8 protein-coding genes are annotated in these 7,493 nt (G+C 48.2%); 3 read left to right on the forward strand and 5 right to left on the reverse strand.

The genetic code is table 11. The annotated features are described in order from the left end of the window. Positions 1 to 212 precede the first annotated feature (212 nt). Complete coding sequence (locus EYC62_00005; protein ID TAH38761.1) at positions 213 to 1,046, reverse strand: hypothetical protein; 834 nt, start codon at positions 1,044 to 1,046, stop codon at positions 213 to 215. Positions 1,047 to 1,224: 178 nt separating this feature from the next. Between EYC62_00005 and EYC62_00010 the strand changes: the two genes are divergently transcribed. Further along, positions 1,225 to 1,500: a hypothetical protein gene (locus EYC62_00010; protein ID TAH38762.1), complete on the forward strand. Its 276-nt coding sequence runs from the start codon at positions 1,225 to 1,227 to the stop codon at positions 1,498 to 1,500. A gap of 84 nt (positions 1,501 to 1,584) precedes the next feature. On the opposite strand, the gene EYC62_00015 is transcribed toward EYC62_00010, so the two are convergent. Together EYC62_00015 and EYC62_00020 are read right to left on the reverse strand one after the other, a co-directional pair. After that, positions 1,585 to 2,265 carry a hypothetical protein gene (locus EYC62_00015; protein ID TAH38763.1) on the reverse strand — a complete coding sequence of 227 codons (681 nt, stop codon included), beginning with the start codon at positions 2,263 to 2,265 and terminating at the stop codon, positions 1,585 to 1,587. Positions 2,266 to 2,392: 127 nt separating this feature from the next. Beyond that, on the reverse strand, positions 2,393 to 3,130 hold the full coding sequence (locus tag EYC62_00020) for a hypothetical protein (GenBank protein TAH38764.1): 738 nt from the start codon (positions 3,128 to 3,130) through the stop codon (positions 2,393 to 2,395). Positions 3,131 to 3,272: 142 nt separating this feature from the next. Between EYC62_00020 and EYC62_00025 the strand changes: the two genes are divergently transcribed. Together EYC62_00025 and EYC62_00030 are read left to right on the forward strand one after the other, a co-directional pair. After that, complete coding sequence (locus tag EYC62_00025) at positions 3,273 to 4,061, forward strand: DUF3106 domain-containing protein (GenBank protein TAH38765.1); 789 nt, start codon at positions 3,273 to 3,275, stop codon at positions 4,059 to 4,061. A 281-nt stretch (positions 4,062 to 4,342) separates the two neighbouring features. Next, positions 4,343 to 5,116: a hypothetical protein gene (locus EYC62_00030; protein ID TAH38766.1), complete on the forward strand. Its 774-nt coding sequence runs from the start codon at positions 4,343 to 4,345 to the stop codon at positions 5,114 to 5,116. Position 5,117: 1 nt separating this feature from the next. Here EYC62_00030 and EYC62_00035 read toward each other — a convergent pair whose 3' ends face one another. Both EYC62_00035 and EYC62_00040 read right to left on the reverse strand, forming a co-directional pair. Next, positions 5,118 to 7,085, reverse strand: coding sequence for a redoxin domain-containing protein (locus EYC62_00035; protein ID TAH38767.1), 1,968 nt, complete (start codon positions 7,083 to 7,085; stop codon positions 5,118 to 5,120). Positions 7,086 to 7,101: 16 nt separating this feature from the next. Then, positions 7,102 to 7,470 (reverse strand): sulfite exporter TauE/SafE family protein, encoded by a 369-nt coding sequence (locus EYC62_00040; GenBank protein TAH38768.1) that lies wholly within the window; start codon positions 7,468 to 7,470, stop codon positions 7,102 to 7,104. Between the last annotated feature and the right edge of the window lie 23 nt (positions 7,471 to 7,493).

Consider the following 7,493-nt stretch of genomic DNA (forward strand, 5'->3'; position numbering starts at 1 on the left):
GATAGATTATGTTCGCCCTAATCATGGTATTGGCATTGCTCATCAATTGATTGCCGATGCTAAAAAAGGTTATCGTGACATCGCGGCTGAAAAGGGCTTAACACCTGTGCGCGTACGCCGTCCTGAAGCCGCACGTGAACTTTGATTTTTCAATTATTAAGAATTACGGCAATCATAAGTAATTCCCGGGCGGTTTTTATTAATGCTGAATTTTATCGTGTACGCAAATTATGCACGATGAATTTTACGATTTTTCCCCTTGCTTGGGCGCGCGGTTCTTCCGTCACAGGCTCGGCATAATAGTTGGGTCTCGCGAATTCAGTGCGAACCATATCCGAAATGCGTGTGACTTCCGGCAAATCCCCCTTTTTATGCCAATCCCAGCCTTCGTTGCGGCCTGCTCGCATATCCCGAATGTTTGCGTCCGAAATTGCTGCGAATACTGCGCGGCGAAAAAATTGCCGCGTATATTCTCCGAATTTTTCCTGGGGATTGCGCCAGATATATAGGCTGTGCGCTGCCTCGGGATATAAAGACAGCATAAAATAGGGGGTGCCTTCCAATTTTTTTAAATCCCGAATATTGCGGAATCTTTCCGGTCGGCCGCCGATCGCTGTGTAATAATCCAAAACTCTATAAGAGGCTCCTCGCGTAGTGGACAAATGCCAGTGAGCATGATCGGTGCATGCGCCTCCTTGGTGTGCCAAACAGGCTTTTTGTTGTGTTGTAACTTTGCGGCTGCCGGCTCCGGTCGCGCCATGTTCGCCCAGAATAATATTTTCACCTAGATCCAACTTCATCAGGCGCCGCAATTCCAACATTGCTTCGAATGACGCCTCAAGGCCATCTATATCCAGTTCCGCGAAAGAATGCACGGGTTCTTCCGGTACGATTAAGCAATGCGATGAAGACAGAGGCCCTACCGAAGGAAAAAATGCCAATTCCATCCCGCCTTCCAATTCCAAATGCGCTATTTCTCGCGGCGATGGCATGCCGCCGTGCTGAAAAAATTCTTCTGCGAAAGAGGGAAATGAAGCAACTGACATCTTAGATTCGATAACCTCAAAATATTGGCTTATAATCAGTTGTTTAATATATACAGCAGAACCATAACATAAGGAAGCTTGACATAGGAATTATATCCTTTAAAAAGACAAATTATGCACTCGCCCCGATGATGGCCCGAATCTGCAAATTTTATGGCAAGGCAACCCAATTTTAGAAATGTGGTTCGATGCGGCCAAACGCCAGCATCGCTATACCGTCGATAAACCGGCGGTTATTGAATATGACGACCAAGGAAAGCCGACTTTGCAGAAATATTACTGGAAGGGAAGATTGTACAGGTTAGAAGAATTAGACCCAGATACAGGCAGAATAATGCGGTCAATAGAGCAACCTGATGATAGGGCCGCTAAAAGAATATCGAGGGCAAGGGTCGACGATATTGTCGCCAATTATTTAAAATGGATTTATTGGGGGAGAAAAAAAGTTAAATAATCCCGCGTTTTTTACTGATTCTAAAATATAAAGCCGCCTGGTAGAGCCTCTGCCAGGCGGTTTTTTATGGAGCAACAAATGAAACTATGCCAGCAACCGCAATACGCCTTCGCGTTTGGCGCTGGATTCTTGCTGGTTCTTATACGCGGTAATCGCGGTGTTTACCTTGGTATCTTCCACGCTAAAGGTGGTTTGCTGTTTCTGCGATTCTAAAAACTGATCGACGGCGAATTGCTGAGTTGCAGACTCGCGATCCTGATTGTTGAGGCGATAAGCCTCCGCTTGGACGTTGCCCTGTTGTTGGATAATCGTGCCATAAGCGGTATCAGTCGCAGTCTGGGCCGCAGCGGCGTTCGCCGTCGAGGTTAAATCGGCCGATCCCAACCCCAGATCAAGGTCCGAAAGTCTGGATGTTGGATCGGTCGACGTATTGCCACTATTGCCGATACCCAGATTGGTTAGCTGGGTTCTTAAATCGTTGAATTGGGTGTTCAGGTCGACTCGCTGTTCGGCGGTAAGGTTGGGATCTTGCGCCTGTTTGGCAAGTCCATTCATTCGGCCCAGCACATCTTGCGCGGCGCCATAAACAGGATTGTCGGCCAGCCGCTGCGCGGTTTCCGCCGCCGGCGATTTTTGATAATAATCGTCGGCAAATTTCGGTTTGGTCAATTCCTTGAACACCTCTAGCGGTTTAGGCGAGGTGGTTTTTATTCTGTTTAAAGATTGCGATGACGGTGAAATGCCACCGATGGATGTGCTGACCATGTAATGTATCCCCACTCGTTTGATCGAGAAATGCGCGTGCCCCCTGATGGCATCATCCTGCGCGTTCAAGGCCTACATGGCTGCAATATGTATTCTGGCACATAAAGCTTAATAAGCGGTTAGGGGCTTATTTATTTGATTTATCGAAGTTTTTTACTTTAAGTTTAATTTGGTGATGGGGGCATCCGGGCTGATCGTTGGGCAAAAGACCGCGATAGTATGCTTTTTGCCATTTCTCCTTGGCGGCCTCGCTTGCGGGGTCGGACAGGGTGGCGATGAATTTCTCGCGCGCATTGCTCCATTCTTGATATTGTTGATTGGTCACAGGATCATCGGTAATACGCCTGAATTCCGGTTGCATATTTTCAATCACATCGCGCTTAACCGGAAAAATGAAACAGAATGGCTCGCCTTTTTTAAAATGCACCGCCTCGTTGGCGCGGGTGAATTTCCAGTTCATGGTAAAGGAATAAGGCGACCAGTCGGTTTCAACGATGCCGCTTAACGGCGCAATGCCGTCCTTGGGCGAATTGACCGGCCCTGTAACATATAAATTATAACCAGGCTCCGTGCGGAACAGGACATTGACATGAAACGTCAAAACGCCAGACCCAAAATGAGACAATGGCCGGTCGTAATCCGGGGCGGAGCAATTGATAATAATGGATTTTTGATCCGGCGAGCCGGTCCAGATAGCCGAGAAATCGCAAGGGCATAAAATTTCCCAGCCATGAGAATTGGCGATATTCAGCGGCAGACAGCGATAGGCAAAAGACTGCGGGGTTTGATCCATCCAGTCCCGCAAGACGCCGGCCGGTCTGATTTCAGGAATATCGGGGGATAGTGTATAGGCAATCAGTTTCATAACGGCATGGTCATTTTTAAGTCATATTTCAGTGCATAATTGGGACCCGTGGCTTGTGGATCCTAAATAGGCCATTTACTATAACGCAAACCCGTGCCGCACGCACGTTTAAATCTGACCACTCACTCCCGAAAGGTATCTTATGAAAAAACTTCTTTCCCTCGTATTGTTAGCGGGCTTTGCCGCCTTTATGCTAATGACGCCGGCACATGCCGAAGACGCAGCCGGTTCGACAACCGCCGATCAACAGGCAATCGATACGGTTACCGACGATATGATCGTCGATACATCTGCGACCGGCGCCGATACTGCGGCGATGGCGAACAAGCCAATGAAAAAACCGTATGACCAATTATCGCCGGAAGAACGGAAATTATATTGGAAAGGCCGCCGCGATAAATGGGACAGCATGACCCCGGAAGAACGCGAAGCCGCCAAAGCCAAAGGCCGCGAACGTTGGCAGAATATGTCGCCGGAACAGCGCGAAGCCACCAAGCAGAAAATGAAAGAACGTTTTGACAGCCTGCCGCCGGAAAAGAAAGAGGCGATCAAGCAAGAACGCCAGGAAAAACGCGAAGCGCGCCGGGAAAAATTCAAAAACATGACTCCGGAAGAACGCGCGGCGTTGAAAGAAAAGCGCAAAGAAAAGTTCGAACATATGACCCCGGAACAAAAATCCGCGGTTAAAGAACGCCGCGAAGACCGCCGGGAGCATCGTAAAGAAATGCGCGAGCAAATGGGCGAACATCATGGCAATCCTCCAGGCCCAATGGGCGGTCCTGGCGCCGGCCCACATGGCGAAAAACATCATGCGAAAGGCATGATGGAACACGGCATGAAAAAAGAACATCAGCGGGCGCAGGATCATGCTCCTGCTCCGGCAACGGAAACTGCGCCAGCACCGGCATCGAACGAAGCCGTGCCGCAGTAAGTTTCTATCCTTTACGCAAAACGCCCACAGCAATGTGGGCGTTTTTTTATTGCGTGGATATGAACTGCATCACATAAGCCAGTATGTATCCTTTTTGTAATTTTATGGAGGCAGAAATTATGAATTTAAAATCATTATTATAGGCCTATATTTGTTTAACGTATTGATTAGGCTATATTTCAACTGAAATAATTATTTAAGAAAAAGTCATAAAATTGCTTTATTTATTTGCTTATTTGGGTTAGATTAGTATCCAAATAAAATACTATAAGGGTATAGAGATGAGCGTTGTTACGGCGAAACCCGCCGATGCCACCACATTGTTTGAAATAAAGCCCCGCCGCGAGCCCGGGCCAGCAAAAACGCCTGCGCAAATTCCAGAAATTTTTAGAGATTCCGTAAAAAGGTCTGAGATTCTTGGTAAATGTAAACAAGTTATGCGTAGTTTGTTGCGGCCAGCAGAAGAAGCGGGTCTTGTTGCGCTTCGTGCGCCAAATAGAGATCTTCTGATTTCATTTTACGATGCTTTGACAGGCTGGACTAGGCATCCATCCGTTTACACGGCAAACGATATATTCAGTAAGTTAGACGGATTGGCAAACTTGACAAGCGGCGCGACGACTCTGGGGCCGGGTGAATTGGCGGTAAGGGCTTTTCAAAGCACACCGGGGAGTCGAGTCGAAATAACGCCGTCACAAGGAAACACATATTCCGTATCGCGCGAGCGTATTTTATTTTTTGCGATAAGAATGAGTTTGCGCATCTTGCAGCATGAATTTTTTGAACACGGCCATATAGAGCAGGCATCGGGCGTAGAAAAATTGATTAAGATCATGCAAGATCATGAAAAAGAACATATGGATTCACGCGCAGATAGGGATGGGAACAAAGGCCGAGCTCGCAGTCCGTCAACAATACGATCGAATGAATTGTACTGTATCAACGCATATCTGGGGCTGAACAATCCTGTAATTGAACAAGGATCCGTGTCATTATCGGCTATTGATCTGCATGTTTTGCAGCGTCTCGGGGGACACTCCAGGCCGATGGCTTAGTTTATCTCAAATCCAATATTACTTTATCCTGCTGGAATGGGCCTTGGTTTTTGGATGGATTGCTTGGTTCCGGCGGAACATAATTGTTGGTGGCATCGATGTGCGCATCAAAGCTCTTAATTAAACAAATCGATCCTTCTTTATCCTGACAATAATATAACGTGCCTTGCAGGCGGTATACGCCGCGGTTTTCGAGAACCGGCAGGTCAATTCCGCCCTTTTTCAGTTGGGCCAGATTCCATTCCTGAACAAGATCGAATTTTCCGCCATTGCCGCGGAATAGCGCCAGATAGGATGGCGCTTCGTGGTTTATTTTCCACCCCGTTTCAAGGTTTATTTCCACGGGCACTTTCTTGCCTGCCGGTAGAATTAAATCCATAGAATGAACATTCGGCGCTGTCGCATTCTCCACAAACTCGGCCGGTTTTGCGCGCGGCATCACGTCCAATGCGGCCAGCGAATTGGTTCCTGAATCGAACCAGGCCACGCGGCTGTTATTGGTGTCGGCTATCAATAACCGGTTGCCGATTTTAATCACCGCGTTCGGTTCATTCAAAACGCCGCGGTTTCCATCGCCCAGAATGGTGCTTAACGCTTGTGTTTTGAAATCGTAAAACCGGATGGAATGATTGTACGAATCGGCGATATAAACGCCATCGGCGTCGGCCTGTAATCCCAGCGAATGTTGCAACAATCCCGTGCCTTGGGGGCCGTCTTTGAATCCAAAATCGAATAATCCGGTGCCGATCAGGGTTTTGACCGATCCATTTTCCAAAACGCGCAGCGAACTGGTTTCGGAATCGACAAAGTATAATTTTCCGTTCAAAACCGACAATCCGCTTGGCTGCGACAGGGAATTTTGCGGATATTTTCCGTCATCGATCGATTCGCGCCCATTGCCTGCCAGAATGCTGACCGTTTGTTTGGCTATATCATAAGACAGCAATTGGTGGCTGCCGGCATTGGCAATCGCGATATGATTTTTGTCCGGATAAAATGCAAGATCCCAAGGGCTGGCGAGAGCAGTTTGCGCCGCCGGTGAAGCTGGCTTGATATTATACCCGCCGCGTTTTCCCGTGCCGGCCAATGTGCGCACGGTGGAGTTTTTGAAATTGACCGCCTTTAATTTGTGATTGCCGGTATCGGCAACGTATAAGATCTGATTGGTTTCATCGAACAGCACGCCTTGCGGACTGGAAAAACGCGCAGCGCGGAATGAACCGTCCTTATCGCCCGCGGCTGTGCCGCCGATCGTATGGTCGATCCAACCATCGAAATCTGTAACCAGAATCCGGTTATGGCCGGAATCGCCGATTATCAGCCGGTCATCGCCACCGCCGAATTTTTCGGCATAAGTTACTTTTCCGGGGAATTGAAGCGTGGTCGCAGGCTGCTTCGATTTTTCCAATGCCAGCGGCAATGCGGACGTTTGCAATTTCCCATTATATTGTTCGATCAAATGTTCGATATCGCGTTCCAAATCCGCACGATGGCCTTCGCCGCTGTACATTTGCGCGATTTTTCCATCGGCACCGATTAAAATCAGTGTCGGCCAGGAACGTACCGCGAATTGTTGCCAGATTTGAAAACCGCTGTCATTAACCACAGGATGTTCTATGCCATACCGCAACATCGCGCTGCGGATGTTCTCGCGGTCTTTTTCATTCTGGAATTTGGCCGAATGCACGCCGATCACGGTCAAATTGTCGCCGAATTTATGTTCCAGATACTGCAAATCCGGAATCACATGGATGCAGTTGATGCAACAAAACGTCCAGAAATCCAGCAAGATGATTCGCCCGGCTAAATCTTGTGGCGTCAGGGCGCGCGATGTGTTCAGCCAATCGCTTTCCGATGTGATGGCGCGATGCACGGCGGTTGGCGCAAAATCCTTATCTTGCGCGGCAGAAGGGCGGACAGAGAAAATCATGCAGAATCCTATGAAAAGGAGGGCGAGTTTCTTTATCATAACGGTCCTTTTATATTTAGGCCGTAAACCATAAACGTAAAGAGATGCAAACCAGGAATACGGCAAAGCATTTGCGCAGTAAAGTTTCGTCCATATTTATGGCAATTTTAGAGCCGAAATAAGCCCCGATAAAAAGCCCCAAGGCCAACAACAGGCCGTATGCGATATGTTCATTGGTGATTTTTCCGGCCTGATAATATTGCCAGGCGCCCAAAACACCGACAGGCAATAACAATGCAACCAGCGACGTGCCGTTGGCGGTTGTTTGCACAAATCCTAAAATCAGCATCATCAGCGGCACCATAATAACGCCGCCGCCAATGCCAAACAAACCGGAACAAATTCCAGCCAGCAGGCCGATGGAAATGAGAATGGGGTAGGTCATGAGATGGGTCCTGAGATTGGTTG

This window comes from Alphaproteobacteria bacterium (assembly GCA_004295055.1).
Classification (GTDB): domain Bacteria; phylum Pseudomonadota; class Alphaproteobacteria; order SHNJ01; family SHNJ01; genus SHNJ01.